Annotated in this window: 19 protein-coding genes; 8 read left to right on the top strand and 11 right to left on the bottom strand. The window is 68.2% G+C overall.

Annotated elements, in window-relative coordinates:
• Positions 1 to 52: 52 nt before the first annotated feature.
• Entirely contained in the window at positions 53 to 658 is a 606-nt protein-coding gene (gene rsmD / locus LL236_RS07515) for a 16S rRNA (guanine(966)-N(2))-methyltransferase RsmD (protein ID WP_228178122.1), read from the top strand.
• Here rsmD and thiL read toward each other — a convergent pair.
• Positions 628 to 1,611: a thiamine-phosphate kinase gene (gene thiL, locus LL236_RS07510; protein ID WP_228178121.1), complete on the bottom strand. Its 984-nt coding sequence runs from the start codon at positions 1,609 to 1,611 to the stop codon at positions 628 to 630. The two genes, rsmD and thiL, sit on opposite strands and share 31 nt — an antisense overlap.
• 33 nt (positions 1,612 to 1,644) lie before the next feature.
• Here thiL and LL236_RS07505 point away from each other — a divergent pair, with 33 nt between their 5' ends.
• The gene (locus LL236_RS07505) at positions 1,645 to 2,148 is read left to right on the top strand and encodes a DUF3515 family protein (RefSeq protein ID WP_228178120.1); all 504 of its coding nucleotides are present in this window, start codon (positions 1,645 to 1,647) and stop codon (positions 2,146 to 2,148) included.
• Positions 2,149 to 2,175: 27 nt separating this feature from the next.
• Here the strand turns inward: LL236_RS07505 and LL236_RS07500 are convergent, their stop codons facing one another.
• From LL236_RS07500 to LL236_RS07470, 7 genes are all read right to left on the bottom strand, one after another.
• On the bottom strand, positions 2,176 to 3,264 hold the full coding sequence (locus LL236_RS07500) for a D-alanine--D-alanine ligase family protein (protein ID WP_228178119.1): 1,089 nt from the start codon (positions 3,262 to 3,264) through the stop codon (positions 2,176 to 2,178).
• Positions 3,164 to 4,300: an NAD(P)H-dependent glycerol-3-phosphate dehydrogenase gene (locus LL236_RS07495; RefSeq protein WP_228178118.1), complete on the bottom strand. Its 1,137-nt coding sequence runs from the start codon at positions 4,298 to 4,300 to the stop codon at positions 3,164 to 3,166. The genes LL236_RS07500 and LL236_RS07495 overlap by 101 nt, the downstream gene beginning before the upstream one ends.
• Complete coding sequence (locus tag LL236_RS07490; protein ID WP_228178117.1) at positions 4,290 to 5,054, bottom strand: lysophospholipid acyltransferase family protein; 765 nt, start codon at positions 5,052 to 5,054, stop codon at positions 4,290 to 4,292. The genes LL236_RS07495 and LL236_RS07490 overlap by 11 nt, the downstream gene beginning before the upstream one ends.
• 1 nt (position 5,055) lies before the next feature.
• Positions 5,056 to 6,423 carry a UDP-N-acetylglucosamine 1-carboxyvinyltransferase gene (murA, locus tag LL236_RS07485; protein ID WP_228178116.1) on the bottom strand — a complete coding sequence of 456 codons (1,368 nt, stop codon included), beginning with the start codon at positions 6,421 to 6,423 and terminating at the stop codon, positions 5,056 to 5,058.
• Positions 6,424 to 6,492: 69 nt separating this feature from the next.
• Entirely contained in the window at positions 6,493 to 7,089 is a 597-nt protein-coding gene (leuD, locus tag LL236_RS07480) for a 3-isopropylmalate dehydratase small subunit (RefSeq protein WP_228178115.1), read from the bottom strand.
• Position 7,090: 1 nt separating this feature from the next.
• The gene (gene leuC, locus LL236_RS07475; RefSeq protein ID WP_228178233.1) at positions 7,091 to 8,560 is read right to left on the bottom strand and encodes a 3-isopropylmalate dehydratase large subunit; all 1,470 of its coding nucleotides are present in this window, start codon (positions 8,558 to 8,560) and stop codon (positions 7,091 to 7,093) included.
• 151 nt (positions 8,561 to 8,711) lie between these two features.
• Positions 8,712 to 9,815, bottom strand: coding sequence for a TerC family protein (locus LL236_RS07470; RefSeq protein ID WP_228178114.1), 1,104 nt, complete (start codon positions 9,813 to 9,815; stop codon positions 8,712 to 8,714).
• Positions 9,816 to 10,037: 222 nt separating this feature from the next.
• On the opposite strand from LL236_RS07470, the gene LL236_RS07465 reads away from it, so the two are divergent.
• Together LL236_RS07465 and LL236_RS07460 are read left to right on the top strand one after the other, a co-directional pair.
• On the top strand, positions 10,038 to 10,595 hold the full coding sequence (locus LL236_RS07465) for an RNA polymerase sigma factor (RefSeq protein ID WP_228178113.1): 558 nt from the start codon (positions 10,038 to 10,040) through the stop codon (positions 10,593 to 10,595).
• A complete protein-coding gene (locus LL236_RS07460; RefSeq protein ID WP_228178112.1) occupies positions 10,592 to 11,704 on the top strand; it encodes a DUF4349 domain-containing protein in 1,113 nt (370 codons plus the stop codon). Before LL236_RS07465 ends, LL236_RS07460 begins: the two co-directional genes overlap by 4 nt.
• 28 nt (positions 11,705 to 11,732) lie before the next feature.
• Here LL236_RS07460 and LL236_RS07455 read toward each other — a convergent pair whose 3' ends face one another.
• Entirely contained in the window at positions 11,733 to 12,884 is a 1,152-nt protein-coding gene (locus tag LL236_RS07455) for an AAA family ATPase (RefSeq protein ID WP_228178111.1), read from the bottom strand.
• A gap of 800 nt (positions 12,885 to 13,684) precedes the next feature.
• Here LL236_RS07455 and LL236_RS07450 point away from each other — a divergent pair.
• Entirely contained in the window at positions 13,685 to 14,002 is a 318-nt protein-coding gene (locus LL236_RS07450) for a hypothetical protein (RefSeq protein ID WP_195691657.1), read from the top strand.
• A complete protein-coding gene (locus LL236_RS07445; protein WP_195691658.1) occupies positions 13,999 to 15,048 on the top strand; it encodes a zeta toxin family protein in 1,050 nt (349 codons plus the stop codon). The genes LL236_RS07450 and LL236_RS07445 overlap by 4 nt, the downstream gene beginning before the upstream one ends.
• Before the next feature lie 323 nt (positions 15,049 to 15,371).
• Here the strand turns inward: LL236_RS07445 and LL236_RS07440 are convergent, their stop codons facing one another.
• Both LL236_RS07440 and LL236_RS07435 read right to left on the bottom strand, forming a co-directional pair.
• On the bottom strand, positions 15,372 to 16,031 hold the full coding sequence (locus LL236_RS07440) for an arsenate reductase ArsC (RefSeq protein ID WP_228178110.1): 660 nt from the start codon (positions 16,029 to 16,031) through the stop codon (positions 15,372 to 15,374).
• Positions 16,032 to 16,036: 5 nt separating this feature from the next.
• The gene (locus LL236_RS07435) at positions 16,037 to 16,714 is read right to left on the bottom strand and encodes an arsenate reductase/protein-tyrosine-phosphatase family protein (RefSeq protein ID WP_195694251.1); all 678 of its coding nucleotides are present in this window, start codon (positions 16,712 to 16,714) and stop codon (positions 16,037 to 16,039) included.
• A gap of 47 nt (positions 16,715 to 16,761) precedes the next feature.
• On the opposite strand from LL236_RS07435, the gene LL236_RS07430 reads away from it, so the two are divergent.
• On the top strand, positions 16,762 to 17,457 hold the full coding sequence (locus LL236_RS07430; protein ID WP_195691660.1) for an aquaporin: 696 nt from the start codon (positions 16,762 to 16,764) through the stop codon (positions 17,455 to 17,457).
• Positions 17,454 to 18,836, top strand: coding sequence for an FAD-dependent oxidoreductase (locus tag LL236_RS07425; RefSeq protein ID WP_195691661.1), 1,383 nt, complete (start codon positions 17,454 to 17,456; stop codon positions 18,834 to 18,836). The genes LL236_RS07430 and LL236_RS07425 overlap by 4 nt, the downstream gene beginning before the upstream one ends.
• The last annotated feature ends 25 nt before the right edge of the window (positions 18,837 to 18,861 follow it).

Below are 18,861 nucleotides of genomic sequence, written 5' to 3'. Positions count from 1 at the left end.
AAGACCGGGTGAGCGCCCGCGGCGGCGCTGTACCGGTTTGTACAGTGGACGCGTGACACGGATCATCGCCGGGGCCGCCGGCTCCCTGAGCCTCGAGGTTCCGGAAAGCGGCACGCGACCGACCAGCGACCGGGTCCGCGAATCGGTCTTCGGCTCGCTCGACGCGTCAGGGGCCATCGCCGGCGCCCGGGTACTCGACCTCTACGCCGGGTCGGGGGCGCTGGGGCTGGAAGCGCTCAGCCGCGGCGCGGCATCCGTCGACCTCGTCGAGAAGTCGCCGCGGGCAGCGAGCGTCATCGAACGCAACGCGGGGCGCGTGCGGCACGCTGTCGGCGGCGCGTACCGCGTGCATCGAACCGCAGCGGATGCCTACCTCGCCGCCCCGCACGAACCGTACGAGCTCGTCTTCATCGATCCCCCGTACGACCTCGGTGAGGACGACCTCGCCCAAACCCTGCGGCTTCTCGTCCCCTCGCTCGCGCCGGATGCGATCGTCGTGGCCGAGCGTGCCGCACGATCGCCCGAACCCGCTCTTCCGGCCGGACTCACGCTCGCGCGTCACCGCCGGTACGGTGACACCGCGATCTGGTGGCTCCGGTGCGCACCCAGCGTCGCTGACGCCGACGATCAGCCGCGCGACGAATCCCAGTCACGATAGGGATCCCACCCACCGCTGCCCTCGAAGGGTGCCCCGTCGACCAGGACCGGCGTCTCTCCGTGCTCGCGGACCACCCCGATGATTTGGAAGGCGTCGGGCACAGCATCCGTCGCCGGGAACGTCGCGAGCAGGCCGTGGTCCTCACCGCCGGAGAGCGCGTCGTCGGGGTGAGGCCCGAGCGCGTCGCGACGCAGATCGAGGGTGACACCGGATGCCGCGGCCATGCGCCCGGCGTCGAGGACGAGGCCGTCCGACAGATCCATCATTGCCGTGGCGCCGGCGAGGGCTGCCCGCACCCCGTCGGTGATGCCCGGCGCGGGCCGCAGTTGCGCGTCGAGTTCCCGAGCCTCGTCGGCTGTCAGATCCGCCCGGTCCACGGGGACCGGGTTGCCGGCGGCATCCCGGAAGCGGTCGAAAAGCAGGCGCAAGCCGCGAGCGGCATCCCCGAGACGCCCCGTGGCAGCGACGACGTCTCCAGGCCGAGCCCCTGACCGGCGCACCGCGGGGCGACCTTCGAGGGTGCCCAGCGCGGTCACCGCGACGGTGAGGATATCCGATACCGTCAGGTCGCCGCCCTCCACGACGCAACCGGGTGCGAGGGCTTCACACCCGGCACGAAGCCCGCGGGCAAGGTCGACGACAAAGGAGAGGCGGGTGGCATCGGGCATTGCGAGGGCGACGAGGAGCGATGTCGGGCGCGCACCCATCGCGGCGATATCGGCGAGGTTGACGGCTGCCGCTTTCCATCCGAGGTCGAACCCACTCGACCAGGCGAGGCGGAAGTCCGGACCATGCACGAGAGTGTCGACCGTCGCGACCACGCGACCATCGGATGCCGTCAGCACTGCCGCGTCATCACCCGGCCCCACCTCGGCCGCCGAAGGCCCCAGCTCCCGCAGGATTGCTGACAGTATCTCGCCCTCGGAGAGCTCACCAACCCAGGGATCCTGCATCGTCCCACGCTACCGCGGCGGTAGATTGGACCAATGCCTCTTGCCCGTCGCACCATCGCCGTGATGGTGATGTGCGCGACGAGCATGGTCGCCCTCGCGGCGTGCAGCACGACGGTCTCGCTGCAACCGGCGCCCGACGCGAACAACCCGCGCTGTGCTGAGGTGACGGTACGGTTCCCGCAGACCCTCGACGGTTTCGAGCGTCGCTGGACGGATGCCCAGGCGACTGGCGCGTGGGGAGAGCAGGGCGGCGGCAGCAACATCATCGTCGCCTGCGGCGTTGATGTTCCCGGTCCGACGACCCTTCCGTGCTCGACCCTCAGCGGTGTCGACTGGATCGTCGACGACACCGACGCGCCCTACTACCGGATCACCTCGTTCGGCACCGATCCCGCGGTGCAGGTCTACCTCGACAGCGACACAGTCTCGAGCGCCGAGGTCCTCGACACACTCGGGAACATCATCGTCGACACGCTCCCCGTGAACGGTCTGCAGTGCACTGACCAGGTCAGCGGCTCCTCATCCGCCGAGGGCTGACTCCGCGCCGGCTTCGATGCGTGGCGGTCAGGTGCGCGCGAGGGCGGTGTCCAGAAGGTCGCTGATCAACTCGGTGTAGGTCATCCCCGAGGCGATCCAACACTTCGGGAACATCGAGATCGGCGTGAAGCCGGGCATCGTGTTCAGCTCGTTGACGTAGATCCCCGCGGGAGTGAGGAAGAAGTCCACGCGCGCGAGTCCTCGCCCGCCAACGGCTTCGAAGGCACGGACTGCCGCCGCCTGCAGCGCCGCAACCTCGTCTTCTGTAAGCGCGGCGGGGCACACGACCTCGGCACCGTCGCCGCCGAGGTACTTGCCTTCGAAGTCATAGAACTCGCGCGTTGTCAGCACGATCTCGCCCGGCAACGATGCACGTGCAGGTGCCGCCCCCGGCGACTCAAGCACGGCGACCTCGATCTCGCGCCCGACGATGGCGGTCTCCACGAGCGCTTTGTCATCTTCGGCGAGCGCGAGCTCGACAGCGGCGTCGAACTCATCCCAATCGTGCACCTTCGAGACACCGACGCTGGATCCGGCCCGAGAGGGCTTGACGAAGTTCGGAACGCCGAGAGCGCGCGCAGCCGCTCGCGCAGCATCCGGATCCGCCGCCCAAGAATCGCGTGTGATCGTCACCCAGGGCGCGACGGTCACCCCGGATGCCTGCAGCACGATCTTCATGAAGTGCTTGTCCATGCATAGCGCCGAATCCAACACACCGCCTCCCGCGTACGGGATGCCGAGGGTGTCGAGAAAACCTTGAACGGTGCCGTCCTCGCCGTGGACTCCGTGGAGGATCGGCAGCACAACCTCGAGTGAACCGAGCGTGTCGACGCTCCCGTCAGCGTGGCGTACGCGGAGCACGCGGTCGGCACCGCCTTCGGGCCAGAGCACGCGCGTGCCGTTGTCGCTCACCTCGGGAAGGTGCGCAGCGTCGAGCGCGAACTTGTCGGGGTCGTCCTCTTCGAGGACGAAGATGCCGTCGCGGGTGATGCCGACCGGAATGACCCGGAAACGCTCACGGTCGAGTGCCCGCAGCACCCCTCCCGCCGTGACGGAGCTGATCGAGTGCTCGCTGGAGCGACCGCCAAACAGCACCGCCACCGTCGCCTGTGCCATTCTGCGTCCTCTCGCCCTGGGGTTCGTCGTCATCCGTTGTGAGGTGCGGCGCGATATCGCGGGGATTCATCGTGCCGTCCAGAACCATCTTCACCTGCTCAACGATCGGCATGTCGATGCCGGCCTCGGCGGCAAGCGCCAAGACGGGGGCAACAGACGCAAGACCTTCGGCGGTCTGCTCCATCTGCTTCACCACATCCTGGAAGCTGTAGCCCTGGCCGAGAAGACGGCCGGCTGTGTTGTTTCGGCTGAGCGGTGACTGGCACGTCGCGATCAGGTCACCAAGCCCCGCGAGTCCCTGCAGGGTAGCGGGGTGGGCGCCCTGTGCGACAGCGAAGTCTGTCATTTCGACAAGGCCGCGCGTGATGATCGACGCCTTCGTGTTCTCGCCGTAACCGACGCCGTCGACGATGCCGATCGCGACGGCGATCAGGTTCTTGAGCACGCCGCCGAATTCTGTACCGACGACGTCAGTGTTCACGAACGTCCGGAAATACGAGTTGCGGGCTCGCCGGGCGACGGCATCCGCTGTCTCCTGGCTGCTGGATGCGATGACCGCCGCGGTCGGCTGTTCTTTCGCGATCTCCAGGGCCAGGTTAGGCCCGGATGCGACAGCGATGAGGTCAGGATCGCACCGCAGCTCCTGCTCGATCACCTGACTCATCCGCAGACCGGTCTTGCGCTCGACGCCCTTCATCAGCGACACGACCGGAACACCGGCATCGGCGATGAGCGGACGGATCGTCTTCAGGTTCTGCCGAAGGGCCTGGCTCGGCACTGACAGGTAGATCTGCTCGGCCCCCGCCAGAGCCTCCTCCAGACGGGAGGTCGCGGTCATGTGCCGAGGAAGGTTTATGCCCGGCAGGTAGTGGCTGTTGCGCTTGGCTTCGGTGATTTCAGCGGCAAGCTCGGGGCGCCGAGCCCACATCGTCACACGGGCACCACCGTCGGCGAGCACCTTGCCGAAGGTCGTGCCCCAACTGCCGGCACCGACCACGGTCACCCGGGGACGGGCGGCATCCTCTTTACGACTCAAGACGCCCGGTCTCCTTCTGCCCGTGGGATGCCGGATCCCAGCGTTCCGCTGGAGGGGTCTCGCCGCGCAGCACGCCCTCGAGACGTGCGATCTCGGCCATCAGCAGATCGGTGGCCGCGACAAGGGCGGATGCCTCGCGCGTCCGCCCCGCGAAAGCCGAGAGATCCAGCGGGTCGCCCACCAGCACGCGTACACGCTTGCGCAGCGGCCACAGGCTGAGCTTGCCGTAGCGCGGCAGGATGCGCTGCACACCCCAGTGCGCCACAGGGACCAGCGGGATGCCGCCCTCGAGCGCCAGGCGCACGGCTCCGGTCTTTCCCCGCATGGGCCACAGGTCCGGGTCGCGCGTGAGGCTGCCCTCGGGGTAGACGATCACGCCGCGACCTGCCTCCACCAAATGCTCCGCCTGCGCCATGGTCTGCTTGGCAGAGCCGGCAGACGATGCGCGCGCTACCGGGATCATGCCTGTGGCACGAAGGATCGCGCCCAGGACAGGGACCCGGAACAGGCTCTCCTTGGCCATGAAGCGAGGCGCCCGTCCCATCCCCCACACGGCGCGCGCAACGATGATCGGATCGAACTCGCTCATGTGGTTGGGCGCGAGCACGAATGCTCCTTCGCGGGGCAGCTTGTGGCCATCGGTGATGTCGACACGCGCCAGGATTCCCAGCAGCGGCACGACAATGGCTGCCAACGGCCAGAAGAGGCTGGGCCGCGTCTTCTCCGAGGAGGCTCGCGGTTTGGGGTCGCCCATGTCAGCCGACGATATCGAAATCTGCGCCGAGCGCCGAAAGCTTCGTGAAGAGCTTCTCGTAGCCGCGGCTCAGAATCCCGACGCCACGGACGGTGGATTCCCCGTCGGCGGTGAGCGCCGCAATCAGGTGGCTGTACCCGCCGCGCAGGTCGGGCACGACGACGTCAGCCCCGTGCAGCGGCGTAGGACCGGTCACGACGGCTGCCTGCTCGAGAGCGCGCCGCGGAACGCGACGGTACGGCGCGTCCAGGCCATCGCGGTGCACGGCGATGCTGGCTCCCATCTTGTTCAGGGCGTCAGTGAAACCGAACCGGTTCTCGTAAACCGTCTCGTGCACGACTGACTCGCCTTCGGCCTGCGTGAGCGCGACGATGAGCGGCTGCTGCCAATCGGTCATGAACCCGGGGTGCACGTCGGTCTCGACGATGACCGGCTTGAGGGGTCCGCCGCGGCGGAACTGGATGCCGTCCTCGCGCACGTCGAACCAGCCACCGGCCTTGCGGTAGATGTTCAAGAAGGTGAGCATCTCCTGCTGCTTCGCGCCCTCGACGAAGATGTCACCATCGGTCGCCAGTGCGGCGGACGCCCACGACGCGGCTTCGTTGCGGTCGAAGATGCAGCGGTGGTCGTACCCTGTGAGCTCGTCGACGCCCTCGATGAGGATGACGCGGTTGGGCTCGTAAGAGATGATCGCGCCCATCTTCTGCAGCACAGCGATCAGATCCATGATCTCGGGCTCGATAGCCGCGCCCCGAAGCTCGGTCACACCGGCGGCACGCACGGCGGTCAGCAGCACCTGCTCGGTGGCTCCGACGCTCGGGTAGGGCAGTTCGATGTTCGCGCCGTGGAGCCCCTCGGGCGCCGAGAGCCGGATGCCGGTCGGCAGCTTCTCGACGACCGCTCCGAACTGACGAAGTGCATCCAGGTGGAAGTTGATCGGGCGGTCGCCGATTCGGCACCCGCCGAGGTCGGGGATGAACGCTTCACCGAGCAGGTGCAGGAGCGGACCGCAGAAGAGGATCGGAATGCGGGAAGCACCGGCGTGGGCGTCGATCTCTTCCATGTGGGCCGACACGGCATCCGTCGGATCGAGCACGAGCGAGCCCGGTTCTGCTCCGTCGCTGACCTTGACCCCGTGAACTTCGAGCAGCGAACGGACGACCCGGACATCGCTGATCTGCGGCACATCGCGCAGGGTGCTGGGAGAGTCGCCGAGCAGCGATGCCACCATCGCCTTGGTCGCGAGATTCTTCGCGCCAGTGACGGTGACCCGTCCCCGGAGCGGACGTCCGCCGCGCACCAGCAGCACCTCGCCGGTCGGTTCGGTAGCTGCCGCCTGCGCGGCGTCGTCGCTCAGAAGCGTCTTCATCCGGGGTGAACCTCACTTGTATCTCGGCATCGCTGGACCGATCGGGTCTGCTGATGCCTCGGTAGTCGGCTACGGAACGGGGAGGGTTCGCGGCCGCCAGGATGCGCGGCGCGACTCGAACTGGGTGATCGCTTCTTCGTTTCGCAGTGTGAGCCCGATGTCGTCGAGCCCCTCCAGGAGCCGCCATCTAGTGTAATCGTCGATCTCGAAAGCGACCTGAAGGTCGCCGATCGTCGCGCTGCGCGCCTCGAGGTCCACCGTCATCTGGACACCGGGCTCGGCATCGATCGCGGCCCAGATCGCCTCGAGGTCGCTCTCGCTGACGACACCGGTGAGCAGGCCCTGCTTGCCCGAATTGCCGCGGAAGATGTCGGCGAATTTGGGGCTGAGGACAACCCGGAAACCGAAGTCGCGGAGCGCCCAGACCGCGTGCTCACGACTGGATCCCGTACCGAAGTCGGGACCGGCGACAAGGATCGAAGCGTTCGCGAAGGTCGGCTGGTTCAGGATGAATTCGGGATCCTGACGCCAGTTTGCGAACAACGCGTCCTCGAAGCCGGTCTTCGTGACGCGCTTCAGGTAGACGGCGGGGATGATCTGGTCGGTGTCGACTGCCGAGCGCTTCAGGGGCGCAACGACACCGGTGTGAGTTGTGAACTTGTCCATGTCAGGCCTCCGCTCCGCTGGCAGTAACCGTTTCGCTGACCGCGAGCGGCTCGAGATCGCTCGGGCTCGACAGCGTGCCTCGCACAGCGGTGGCTGCGGCTACGAGGGGCGAGACCAGGTGAGTGCGCCCACCCTTGCCCTGGCGGCCCTCGAAGTTTCGGTTGGAGGTCGACGCGCACCGCTCACCGGGTGCCAGCTGGTCGGGGTTCATGCCCAGGCACATCGAGCACCCCGCGAAGCGCCACTCGGCGCCGAAGTCGGTGAAGACCTTGTCGAGACCCTCAGCCTCGGCCTCGAGCCGTACCCGAGCCGATCCCGGAACGACCATGACCCTGACGTTCTCGGCCTTTGTGCGCCCCTGGATGATCGATGCGAAGGCGCGAAGGTCTTCGATGCGGCTGTTGGTGCACGAACCCATGAACACGGCATCCACCGGGACCTCCTTCAGAGGCGTCCCGGGGACCAGGTCCATGTATTCGATGGCACGCTCGGCCGCGGCACGCTCGTTGGGGTCGGTGAACGACTCGGGCGAGGGTACGCGGTCACTGAGCGACACGCCCTGACCGGGGTTGGTCCCCCAGGTGACGAAGGGCTCGAGCTCGTTAGCGTCGATGAAGACCTCGGCGTCGTAGACGGCGCCCTCGTCGCTGGGCAGCGTTCGCCAGTACGCGACGGCATCCTCCCAGTCCTGGCCCTTCGGCGCGTGGGGACGCCCCTCGAGGTAGGCGAAGGTGGTCTCATCCGGGGCGACCATGCCCGCGCGGGCACCGGCCTCGATCGACATGTTGCAGATCGTCATCCGTCCCTCCATGGAGAGGGACCGAATCGCAGAGCCGCGGTACTCGAGGACGTACCCCTGACCCCCGTTGGTGCCGATCTTCGCGATGACCGCCAGGATGATGTCCTTGGCCGTCACACCGGGCTTGAGCTCCCCCTCGACGGTGATCGCCATCGTCTTGAAGGGCTTCAGAGGCAGCGTCTGCGTAGCGAGAACGTGCTCGACCTCGCTCGTGCCGATGCCGAACGCCATCGCGCCGAACGCGCCATGGGTCGAGGTGTGCGAGTCGCCGCAGACGACGGTGATGCCGGGCATCGTCAGGCCGAGCTGAGGGCCGACAACATGGACGATGCCCTGCTCTTTGTCGCCAAGCGAGTGCAGGCGAACGCCGAACTCCTCGGCGTTGCGGCGCAGCGTCTCGATCTGGGTCCGACTGGTGAGATCCGCGATCGGCTTGTCGATATCGAGCGTCGGGGTGTTGTGGTCTTCGGTGGCGATCGTCAGGTCGAGGCGTCGCACCGGGCGACCCTCGGCGCGAAGCCCGTCGAAGGCCTGCGGGCTCGTCACCTCGTGGACCAGGTGCAGGTCGATGTAGATGAGGTCGGGTTGACCGTTTTCGCCCTTCACGACCAGGTGGTCGTCCCAGACCTTCTCAGCCAGGGTTCGGGGGTGATCGGGAATGCCGACATCCATGGTGGATTCGCTCATGAGCTCTTTCGTTCCAGGAAAAGGTGGTTCAAGCCCGCGACGAAACTCCGCGACGGGGATGGCCTGAGAACTAGGACCCGTCGCGGCCGCTAAGAAGGAGGCGAGCGATCCGCATTCGGTCAGAATACCACCGGTGTCAGGGACGCTCGTCGGAGCGCTCGCTCGGCGTGGGCGGCTCCACCGTCGAGGGCGTGCCCTTCTCGTCGGCGACGACGGATGCCGCATCCGCCGGGTCCGCGGGTTCCGCTTGACCTGCCGCTCGGCGCTCGCGCGACGAGGCGACGAGGCTTGCGACAGTGGCGACAACCATCGAAATCACGATGACGCCGAGCGACATGAGCGTGGAGATCTCAGGCGCCCACTCGATCGGCTCTCCCCCGTTGATGAACGGCAGCTCGTTGACGTGCATCGCATGCAAGAACAGCTTCACGCCGATGAAGGCGAGGATGAAGGCGATGCCGTAGTGCAGGTAGCGGAGTCGGTCGAGCAGGTCGCCGAGCAAGAAGTAGAGCTGGCGCAGCCCCATGAGGGCGAAGATGTTCGCGGTGAACACGATGAAGGCGCTCTGAGTGATGCCGAAGATCGCGGGGATCGAGTCGATCGCGAAGATGAGGTCGGTGACGCCGATGGCGACGAACACGATGATCATTGGCGTGAACATCTTCTTGCCATCGACCACGGTGCGTATCTTCGCTCCGTCGTAGTGGTCGCTGATGTCGACGGTGCGCCGCACGAGACGAACGACGAAGTTCTCCTTCTTGACGTCCTCGTCGTGATCGTCGCCGGGGAAGGCTTGTCGGTAGGCGGTCCAGACGAGGAACGCGCCGAAGATGTAGAAGACCCAGCTGAAGTTCTCGATGATCGCGGCGCCGGCGAGGATGAACAGTCCCCGCAGGACGAGGGCGATGATGATGCCCACCATCAGCACTTCCTGCTGGTAGCGCCGTGGCACCGCGAACTGGCTCATGATGAGCACGAAAACGAACAGGTTGTCGATCGACAGGCTGTACTCGGTGAGCCATCCGGCGACGAATTGGCCCGCGTACTCACCACCGGCGATCAACCACATCAGCCCGGCGAAGATCAGCGCGAGCGTCACGTAGAAGACAACCCACAGCGTCGACTCCCGGGTCGAGGGAATGTGGGGGCGCTTGAGGATGATGAGCAAGTCGGCGATGAGGATGAGAGTCAGCGCGACGAGCGAACCGATCTCGAACCAGAGCGGGAGGGTGAGATCCACGAGGGCCTTTCACGGCAGGCGGGCAGGTGTGGGCACCGAAAGTCTCTCCCCCGCCAGGTGGCGGTGCGCGCCCGGGGCCTTCGGCCCGTGATGACGAACGCGCAAGAACGGGATACTCCCTCTCGCCGCTCCAGACTACGTGAGACGAATCGCCGGATGCCGACACTGACGGGGTGAGAGACAATGAGGCGCGCCGATCCGCGACGCGATACAGGGGAACCGATGACCGATTCAGTGACCACGGGCGATGCCGAACTCGTCGCCCGAGCCGCCGGCGGCAGCGAACAGGCCTTCCGGCTGCTGTATCGCGCCTACGTTCGGCCGCTGTACTGGATCGCGCACCGGCTCCTGGGTGACTCCTCGGATGCCGAGGATGTCGTGCAGGAGACGTTCGTCGTCGCCTGGCGGAAGCTGCCCGAGCTCGACCTGGCGTCTGACTCGCTGCTGCCGTGGCTGGCAACCATCTGCCGCTTCCAGGCAGCGAACCGGATGCGAGCTCAGCGGAGAGATAGAGAGAACACCGCGGCGGTGGCAGATGACACGCTTCCCGCGGCGGTGGATGTCGAACAGCAGATGATCGACGAGGAGTACCTTCGCCTCATCGCTGCTGAGATCGCGACGCTCTCCGACACCGATCGGGAGATCCTGCGGCTGTGCGCCGCCGAAGGCTATGCCTACAGCGCCGCGGCCGAGCATCTCGGCATCCCCCACGGCGCTGTCCGCAACCGTCTCTCCCGCATCCGCACGCGTCTGCGGACCGTTGCCAAGGAGAGCACATGAACACCGAAAACCCGCAGCCTTCCGGCGCGGACCGACTCCCGGAAACCGAGACGCGCCCCGCCCTTCCGCCGCTTGACGATGACCGCGTCGCAGTGATGGAAGACCATGTTTTCACGGCCATCGAAGGTGAGCGTGCGGCATCCGTTCGCCGTTCCGTGCGGCGCGGCCGGGTATGGATGACGGGAGCAGCAGCTGCGGCGGTTGTCGCACTCGCGGCCATCATCTCGCCTGCCGTGCTCAGCGGACTGAGTGCGAACGAGAGCGCGGACAGCGGCATGATGTCAGCCGACATGTCCATGGATGGCGGCATGTCGGGCGGCGAGATCGCGCTCACGGACGGAGCGGTCGTCGACAGTTCGGGCGGCGCCAAAAGCGCGGAATCGGCAGTCGACGACTCCGGCCGCTCGATCATCGCCTCCTCATCTGCAACAGTCGTCGTCGACGACGTGCGCGCCGCCGCAGACCAGATCGCGGCTGGAGCTGGCGCGCGCGGCGGGTACGTCGAGTCGATGAGCATCGGATCGGGATACACCGGAATGCCCGTCGACCTGGCAGACCCCACCGTCGCGGTGACCAACGGCTGGATAACCGTGCGCGTACCCGCCGATGAGCTCACTGCCGCCATGGCCGACCTGGAGCAGGTGGGTGAGGTGACGGCATCCTCGATCGACCGGTTCGATGTCACCGACCAGGTCGTCGACCTGCAGGCGAGGGTGGATGCCGCACAGGCGTCAGTCGACCGCCTGGTGGAACTCATGGCGCAGGCGGGGTCGGTGTCGGACCTGATCGCCGCCGAGTCTGCGCTCGCCGAGCGGCAGGCGACGCTCGAGTCCTACCAGCAGCAGCTCGAGACGCTCGAGGACCAGGTCGCGATGTCGTCGCTGAGCGTGTCAATCACCGTGCGTCACGAGGCTGTCGACGCCAACCCCGCGGGGTTCTGGGACGGCCTGGTGGCCGGCTGGAACGGTCTGGTCGCAACGCTCAACGGCATCGTTGTTGCGCTCGGCTTCCTCGTCCCCTGGATTGCCGTCGTCGCGGTAGTCGGCGGGCTGGTCTGGGGAGTCGTCGTTCTGGTTCGCCGGCGACGCAGCCCGGCTTCGGAGGACTGACTCGCGGGCACCGCCCGCTCGCGGGCGATCAGCGCGTGGGCCAGACCCACGCAGGAGCGTCGAGCGACCCCTGACCTCGAAGTCGCGTCTCCCCGCCTGTTTTCTCCAGCGTGTGAACCGTCGCGCCGGACCTCTCCAGCGCGTCGACGAGCGTCTTCGAGTGCGAGACGACGATGATCTGGGATCGGGTCGCCGCATCCGTGAGCATCGCCGCGAGTGGCTCCAGGATGCTGGGATGCAGGCTGGTCTCGGGTTCGTTGACGGCGATGAGGCTCGCGGGCCGTGTGCTCATGAGAGCCGCCACCCACACGAGGTAGCGCAGCGTCCCGTCGGACAGCTCGGGCGCAGACAGGGGCCGCAGCATCCCCGGCTGTCGCAGCGAGAGTTCGAACCTCCCCGCGTGGTCAGTGACGACAAGCCTGCTGCCGGGGAACGCGAGCTCAATCGCTGCGTCGAGTGCGTGGGGATCACCCTGCTCCCGGATGGTCTGCAGCGCCGAGGCCAGATCGCTCCCATCGGACGCCAGGATCGGAGTCCGTGTGCCGATGGCGGGACGTCGAGCGGGAGCGTCAGCGTCAGTACGGACCGCGTCATAGAAACGCCAGTCGCGCAGGCCTGAGCGAAGGCCCAAGACCTCTGGCGCGGCATCCATGTCGCCGAATTCCGCCAGCATGCTCTCCCACGGTGCGAGCCCTCTCTGCGCCATCTGCCAGCCGGCATCGGTGCGAACACGGTAGATCGCGCCGCGTCGCTCGCAGACGAGCGAGCCGTTGCGAAGCACCGACCCACCCCAGACCGCCTCGGCCTTGATCTCGGGGTCTGCCCCGAACATCGTTGTGGCGGGGATCGGGATGCCAAGATCCGTGGCGTAGCCGAAGCCCGCGGCATCCGACCCGAAACCCAGTCGCAGCGCGATCGGTCCTTTCCGCACCGTGCCCTGCACGGGACCGCTCGTCGGCGCGCCGGCCTCAGGCCCGGCCCACAACGTACCCGGAAAACCGCCTTCAGCGGCGAGGGCACGGATGGCGCCTTCCCGCGCCGCGGCCCCCAGCAGACGCAACGAGCGATACAGGCTCGACTTTCCGCTTCCGTTCGCGCCGGTTACAACCGTCAACGGCGAGAGCGGCAGGACCAGGCTTCGGATGGAGCGGTAGCCCTCGATTGCCAATGTGGTCAGCACGGCCGCCAGCCTACGTCGGCGCTCCGACGCTCTCAGGCAGAGGCAGGATGCTTCGCATGGACTTTCCGGGGTAGGAGGAATCCTGGGCGTAGGACGACTGAGCGCTCAAACGTCCTACGCCGGTGAGTTCGCCTACCTGCGAGATTCATCCGCAGAGGGCGCCGCTGCGCGACCAGGCATCCCGAACGCACGAAAGCCCGGTACGAGACCGGGCTTTCGTGCGTTGGTGACCCCAGCGGGATTCTCCCCGCCGCCACTCCGCGAGCCGCTGCGCGCCTCGCGGAGCCTCCGGCGGCGTGGGCCCAACCCGGATAAGTTGCGAGACAACAACAGGCATCCCGAACGCACGAAAGCCCGGTACGAGACCGGGCTTTCGTGCGTTGGTGACCCCAGCGGGATTCGAACCCGCGTTACCGCCGTGAGAGGGGAATAGGCTCCCCCGGAACTGCGTGCCCGACCCGGTTCTGCCCTGTGTTTACTGGGGTTCCGCGTGCGTCGAGTGCGTCGCGGAAAGTCCTGTCGTCAGCGTTCGTTGCCAAAATGTTGCCACGTTTGCGCCCCTCCAGAGGCGGGTAATCCTGGTGCCTCTGCGCGCCTGCCGAGTGTGCCGAGTAGCGAACTCACGTTCCCGCGCCTGACCCGCTCTACCAGCTTGCGGGGTCGTGGCGGATGCCGCAACACCACGTCGCTGCGCTCGGATGTTGCACCCTCCGTCCCGACCCGCGAACAGCAGGGAGCGGGTCCGGGGCGGGAGCGGACCGGGGAGGTAGAATGAGCAACGACGAAGCAGAGGTGATCCCATGAGCGTGACGATTCCGAGCGCGATCCCGGCCGAGTCCCTGCGCGCCTGGTACGACGACGAGCCCCGCGTGAGCGATGTGGCCCTCTACGACATGACCGCCCAGGGCGCGACCACCCTGGCCTCCGTCCTGATCGAACGGCAGCTCGCCACGACCGACGAGCGCGAGCGCGAGTATTGGGCCGCGCGGGTGCGCCTGGTGAACCAGCAGCGCACGGCGCTGGACCCCGACGACCGGCTCGGGCTGATCGCCCAGCAGCAGGCATGGCTCGATGAGATCGACGCCCTGACCGGCCAGGCGAGCCGCCGGATCGCGTGACCGAACCCGTCGCCTCCGACGAGGCGCGGCTGCGGCAGGTGTTCGACGCCACCGCGCGGCAGGCGATCTTCCCGCCGGTCCCGACCGGCGACCGGCTCCTGGTACTGCTCGGCGGCCAGCCCGCCGCGGGCAAGACGAGGGCGCAGGCGGCGATCCTCGCGGAGCACCCCGAGCTGGTGTCCATCACCGGGGATGACCTGCGCGCCTACCACCCCGGCTACCGGGATCTCGCGGTGAACGACCCGCTGGCGATGCCGGCCGCGACCGCGCCAACCTCCAGCGGGCTCATCCGCCTCGCCCTGGACCATGCGATCGAGCACGGCTACCCGGTGCTGCTGGAAGGCACCTTCCGCGATCCAGCGATGGTCATCGACACCGCGGCCCGGTTCGCGGAGGCCGGTTACCGGGTCGAGGTCGTCGCCGTCGCCATGCCCGCCCCGGTGTCGCGCCTGGCCGCGGAAGAACGGTTCCTGCGCGCCCGGCGCGGCGAGGTCGGCCGCTGGACCCCGCCCGAGGCGCACGAGACGGCGCTGGCCGGCTCACCCGAGGTCGTGGCCGCGCTGGAGGCCCTGCCCGCCGTCGCCCGCATCCAGGTCTACACCCGCGACCGCCGCCTCTACGACAACCGCCGCACCGAATCCGGCGCATGGGAGCACGAGCCCCACGCGGCCGAGGTGCTGCGCAGCGAGCAGACCCGAGAGCTCACCCCGGTCGAGGCCGTTGCCTGGCTCGCGGACTACGGCGCCGTATTCGGCGCCGCTCACGCCCGGCGCGGCTACCTCAGTCCGAGGACCGCGTCGGCCTACCGGCGGCTGCAAGACGACGCCGCCCGCATGATCGAGCTGGCCGCCTCCGACCCCAGTGCCGACGTGCGGGCGCTGGAAGAGCAGCAGACCCACCGCCGGATCGCACTGAAGGTCGCCGTGCCCGAGCCGCCGGGGATCGTCGGACGGATCGGGCAGACCCTTCGGCGCTCACTCCCGCCCTATCGTCCAGCTCCGTCGCGTGACGCGCCCGGTAACGAACCACCGAGCATCGGACGCTGAGAAGACGCCTATCGTTCCCCCACTCACGACGACGACGTGGGAGTAGAACTGTTCGACACCCCTGTCCCCGCCGGATCACGAAAGCACGTTCTGGCCCGTAAAACACGGGCGAGTCGCCGGGTGGCCGCGTGGACAACTCCCTCAGGATTCACGGACCTACGCGGTCGGTAGCACATGAGAACGAGCCTGCCGAGACGCCGCCAAACCCGATACCCGAGTCTGCGCGATCGCGCCGGATGTCACAAGCCGGTTCGGGCATTGCGGCCTCCGCCCCGACCCCGCGACTGGCAGGGAGCGGGTCCGGTGCTTGTGGAAGTCGACTGTCAGGCGCGGGAGGGGACGCCGAGTTCGGCCAGCAGGTTCAGCACGCGGCGCTCGATCTCGTCGCGCACCGGCCGCATCCCGTCCGGGGTCCAGCCCGCGGGATCGGGTAGCGTCCATTCCTCGTACCGCTTGCCGGGGAAGATCGGGCAGGCGTCGCCGCAGCCCATCGTGATCACCGCGTCCGCCGCCCGCACGATCTCGTCGGTCCAGGGCTTGGGGAACTCGCCGGCGATGTCGATGCCCCGTTCGGCCATGACCTGAACGGCGACCGGGTTGATCTGCTCGCCGGGCTCGGAGCCGCCGGACCAGCCGATCGCCCGGTCGCCGGCGTGGTGCTGGAAGAAGCCGAGGGCCATCTGCGAGCGGCCGGCGTTGTGGACGCACAGGAACAGCACGGTCGGCGTGCCCGTCAGGTGCATCCCGTCGACCTTGGCGAGCGCGCGCAGCCGCTGCCGGGCGAACTTCTCGGTCAGCAGCGGCAGATAGGTCGGCACCGTCGCACGGGCGGCGAGGTCGGTGTAGGAGGCGTGCAGGAAACGGTCGATCGTCTCCCGCCCGAAGGTGCCCTCGAACTCCCGCGTCAGGCGCTCGGCGCTGGTGGCGAGGCCCGCTTCCTGGTCGATGGTGATCGTCGCGTGGCGCTCGTGCTCGTCTGGCATCGTCGTCATCCCTTCGTCGTGGTCAGCCGGGGCGCGAGGCTCTGGATGCGGGCGGCGATGTCCTCGAACGCCGCGTCGAAGGCGGCGTCCGTCCCGTCGCGCACCGGGTCCGGCACCGACCAGTGCACGCAGCCGGCGTCGCCGAGTTCTTCGTGCGCGGTGTCGCACACGGTCACCACGAAATCGTCCGCGCCGAGCACGTCGTCCAGCGCGCGCGGGGCGCGGGCTCGCAGGGTGAGGCCGTGTCGGTCCGCGGCGGCGATCGCGCCCGGCTCGATCTGCGCGGCCGGGTGCGTGCCGGCCGAGGCCACCGGGATATCGCTGCTGCCGTGCCAGAGCGCAGCGGCGAGCTGGGATCGGGCCGAGTTGCCGGTGCAGACGAACACCACCCGCCGCACCCCGAGCATCGGGGAAGGGGTGAGGCCGTCGAGCGCGCCGGGCGCGAGGTGGAGGTAGGTGCGGCGCCGGTCGGCCTCCGACCGCGTCCGCACGATCAGCCCTGCCTGTTCGAGCTGGTTCAGGTGATGGGCGAGCAGGCTCGATGAGACACCCAGCTCGCCTTGCAGCTCGACCGGGGCGACATCGCCCAGGGTGAGCAGGTCCACGATCCGCAGCCGCACAGGATCGGCCAGCGCCGCATACCGCGCGACCCGACCCGCAAGGCAAGTTTCCTCAATGTTCATTACCTCAAGTTTGACTGAGCGAACCGGATTCGTCAAGATGGGCAGCGATGAACACCACCACGACCGAGGCCGTCCCGCTGTGGCGGCGTGCTGCCGCTGAGCTGCTGGGCGCCGGCCTGCTGGTGACGGTCGTGGTCGGTTCCGGCATCGCCGCCTCGCGTCTCTCGCCCGGCGATGTGGGCTTGCAGCTCCTGGAGAACTCGATCGCCACCGCGCTCGGCCTGACCGTCCTCATCCTGATCTTCCAGCCCGTCTCCGGCGCGCACCTGAACCCGGTCGTCACCCTCGCCGACCGCGCCCTCGGCGCACGGCACGGCGGCGGCGAGATCGCCGTCTACGCTGGCGCTCAGATCGTCGGCGGCATCGGTGGGGCGCTGCTGGCGAACCTCATGTTCGCCGTGCCGGCCGCGCTGTCGGTGACCGACCGGGCGGCACCGGGGCAGGTGCTCGGCGAGGTCGTCGCCACCGCCGGGCTGATCCTCACGATCTTCGCCCTGGCTCGCACCGGCCGCGCGGCGCTGGTCGCCCCGGCGGTCGGTGCCTACATCGGCGCCGCGTACTGGTTCACCTCGTCCACCTCGTTCGCCAACCCCGCCGTGACCATCGGCCGGATCTTCACCGACACCTTCGCCGGCATCGCCCCGACCTCCGCGCTGTGGTTCCTCGCCGCCCAGGTCGTCGGCGCGGTCGTCGGCGTCGGGCTTGTGTTCCTGCTGTTCCCGAATCGAAAGGCCCAGCCATGACCCATCTGATCGCCATCGGCGGCTCCGACGCCGGTATCTCCGCCGCGCTCCGTGCCCGCGAACTCGACCCGACCACCGACGTGACGGTGGTGGTGGCGGACGAGTACCCGAACTTCTCCATCTGCGGCATCCCCTACTACTTCACTGGCGAGGTCGCCCCGTGGCAGTCGCTCGCGCACCGCACGAGCGCTGACTTGGAGGCCACCGGGATGCGGCTGCGGCTCAACACTTTCGCCACGGGCATCGACGTCGCCGGGCAGCGGCTCACTGTCCGCACCCCGGACGGCATCTTCGAGGATCTGGCCTACGACGAGCTGATCGTCGGCACCGGCGCGCTCCCGTCCCACGCCGGCATCGCCGGCCTCGATGCGCTGACCCCGGAGGACGGGGTGCATGTCATTCATTCGATGGGTGACACTTTCGCCCTCGACCACGACCTCACTACCCGGCAGCCGCAGTCTGCGATCATCGTCGGCGCCGGCTACGTCGGCCTGGAGATGGCCGAAGCCTTCATCACCCGCGGGATGCAGGTCACCCAGCTCCAGCGCGGACCCGAAGTGCTCTCCACCCTCGACCCCGAGCTCGGCGCCCTCGTCCGCGACGAACTCACGACGCATGGCGTCGAGGTCGTCACCGGCTCGACCGTGACCGGGATCGAGAAGACCCCGGTCGGGCTCACCGTCACCGGCACCCGCGACGGGCAGCCCTTCGCACAGACCGCGGACCTCGTGCTCGTGGTCGTCGGGGTGCGGCCGAACACCGAGCTGCTCGAGCAGGCCGGAGCGAGCCTCGGCGCGGGCCGCGCCGTCGTGGTCGATGAGCACATGCGCACCGGGCTCCCGCACGTCTGGGCCGCCGGCGACGGCATCATCACGCATCACCGCCTCCTCGGCGCGACCTATCTGCCGCTGGGGACGACCTCGCACAAGCAGGGCCGCATCGCAGGAGAGAATGCTCTCGGCGGCGACCGAGCCTTCGCGGGGTCGGTCGGCACCCAGGTCGTCAAGGTCTTCGACCTCGTCGCCGCCCGAACCGGCCTGCGCGACCACGAGGCGATCGCCGCCGGCTACGCGGCAGCAACGATCACCGCGGCCGCGGACGACCACAAGCGGTACTACCCCGGTGCCCACCCGATCCACTTCCGCATCACCGGGGACACCGGCGACGGGCGTCTGCTCGGCGCGCAGCTCGTCGGGCGGCGCGGCACCGAGGTCGCCAAGCGGGTCGACACCTTCGCCACCGCCCTCTATGCCGGGTTGACCATCGGGCAGTTCGATGACCTCGACCTCTCCTACACCCCGCCGCTCGGCTCTCCGTGGGATGCCGTGCAGCTCGCGGCGCAGGCGTGGTCGGCCGCGAATGCCAGGGTGCTGGTCTAGTGAGCGTCAAGTGACTGGGGCAGAC

It is taken from the genome of Microbacterium schleiferi, from assembly GCF_020781975.1.
Taxonomy (GTDB): Bacteria; Actinomycetota; Actinomycetes; order Actinomycetales; family Microbacteriaceae; genus Microbacterium.
This window is presented reverse-complemented; position numbering and strand designations above follow the sequence as displayed.